We start from the raw sequence: 2,407 nt of genomic DNA on the forward strand, positions 1-2,407 counted from the left end.
GCTGTGTCTTGGCCCAGTCCCACACCGATGGCGTTACTGAACTTCAAACTAAACTGTTCATTGGATTCGGCAACAGTGTCATCTTGAATGGAGATGTTGATTGTTTTACTGCTTTCTCCGACTGCAAAGTTCAAGGTTCCAGATATAGCTGTGTAATCTAAACCAGCTTTAGCAGTATCATCCACGGTTGTGTAGTCCACACTAGCAGCCGTCCCAGTGTAGTTTCGTGTCACTGTCACCTGAACAGTACCAGCATCTTCCTTGACTTGTGGTTGAGTAAAGTCTAGATCGGTGCGATCGTCATCTTCAATTGTAACTGTGAGAGTTCTCTGCAATCCTAGATCTGCTCCCTCCACTTGATCGACAACGAAAGTCAAGGTTTCATCTGATTCTGCTATTGAATCATTCAATATCGGAATGGAAATCTGTTTACTAGTTTCTCCCGCTTCAAATGTAACCCTGCCCGTGACTTCAGTTGTAACGTCTTTCGTGCCGTAGTCACTCCCTGGTGTAGCACTCACAGATGTAGTGGCATACCGAACTGAAGACGTGCCACTTAAATCTTCACCACTCCGTACCACATTGATAATCACATTACCAGCAGATTCCTTCACAGTCGTGACAGATGAACCCAAGGTGATAGTAGGTGCGAGGGCTGGTAAATACAGTTGTGACTGGGGAATAATTTGTTTTGCAGTAGAGGCACTTGACCAAGCAAGTTTGGCAACGGCCTGGCCAGCATTTTCGTAGTACTCTAGCTTGATGTCGTACTTCTGCCCTGCAACCAATGCGATTGTGCCGCTGATTTCTTTGGCAGCTTGATTGACAAAGTTATTGATGATTTGCTTACCATCTACCCACAGTCGCACTCCATCATCTGTGGTGGTGTAGAAGTTGTAAGTCTCGCTGTACTGGGCTTGTACTTGACCTGTCCAACGCACGGAAAAAGTATCCGCACCGATAGATGAGTTAGGAGAACCCGAACCCCAGTTAAAGTCAACCTTGCTATCTGTGCGAGTTAGCTTTAGGTTGGTGAAGTCTATATTGTCGTAATACTCTCCTTTGAGTCCCGTACCTATGCCTGTGTTAGGTGCTATGTTTACTTGGAAACTGCCTATATCAGCAGCAGCAGTAGCTGAATTACCTCTAGTGTCTTTGACTTGGTTAGCTTGCAACGCGATGGTATAGGTGCCATTGTTGTCGCTACTCCAAATTTCCCCTCGCAAAGAAGTAATACTATATGTGGCGGTGCGCTGACCACTATTGCTGTTGCTGTCTACACTGACAAGTGTTGCTGATTGACTGAACCCATTTGGCCCGGTCACAACTATATCGTTATTATCTAAAGTGGTAACATCAACGGCTGTCACATCACTGTAGGTAACTGTGAAAGTATAGCTGTTTCCATCACGTGTAGTTAGAGTAGCAGCATTTACTGTAGCGCTGGGAGGAGTGAAATCGGTATCACTATACAGTTGGGACTGGGGAATGATTTGTTTTGCAGTAGAAGCACTTGACCAAGCAAGTTTGGCAACGGCCTGGCCAGTATTTTCGTAGTACTCTAGCTTGATGTCGTACTTTTGTCCTGCAACCAATGCGATTGTGCCGCTGATTTCTTTGGCAGCTTGATTGACAAAGCTATTGATGATTTGCTTACCATCTACCCACAGTCGCACTCCATCATCTGTGGTGGTGTAGAAGTTGTAAGTCTCGCTGTACTGGGCTTGTACTTGACCTGTCCAACGCACGGAAAAAGTATCCGCACCTATGGATGAGTCAGGAGAACCCGAAGCCCAGTTAAAGTCAACTTTGTTGTCTATGCGAGTTAGCTTTAGGTTGGTGAAGTCTTTGTTGTCGTAATACTCTGCATAGAGGCCGTTCCCTTGAGAGGACGTGCTGTCGCTAGCAGCAACTAAACTATTGATTTGTGGCTGTTGAGTTATGTCTAGAGACGATTTAGTAGCACTTGGTGAACTGACTGATGGGTCAAGAACCGATGAACTTTGCAGGCTGGTGTTGTCACTCATGGAGATATATACCTCAAAAGAAGGTTAAAACTAATGCCCTGATGGAGGTTTCAGGACTAGCTTTGTTTGGAAAATCTGCGGAGAATATGCATGGAAATGAAAATGCATATATCTAATTCGCAGCTTTTTTAGCCTCTGATTTAGATCGATTAATACTCCGACAATCTATTTTTCTTGGTCTCCTTAAGAAGCAAATATGTCGAGAAAAATGTATCAACAGAAATACTAAAGATTACTTTTATAGTGCATGGAAAGTAGAGTTAGTTTTACTCGTTTCCATCTATGTAATTAATATTACTAGTGCAAGAAGCCAGTTATGCTAGAGGCTATAATACTCATCACTCAACTGTTCTATATATTTTTATCACTTAGTTATATAT

At 43.6% G+C, this 2,407-nt stretch carries 1 protein-coding gene; it reads right to left on the reverse strand.

Going from position 1 to position 2,407, the window contains the following annotated elements; translation table 11 throughout:
- On the reverse strand, positions 1–2,027 hold a 2,027-nt coding region (locus I8748_RS29605), incomplete at its 3' end, for a PA14 domain-containing protein (RefSeq protein WP_198128067.1).
- Positions 2,028–2,407: the final 380 nt, after the last annotated feature.

Source organism: Amazonocrinis nigriterrae CENA67, assembly GCF_016056305.1.
GTDB classification, from domain to species: Bacteria; Cyanobacteriota; Cyanobacteriia; order Cyanobacteriales; family Nostocaceae; genus Amazonocrinis; species Amazonocrinis nigriterrae.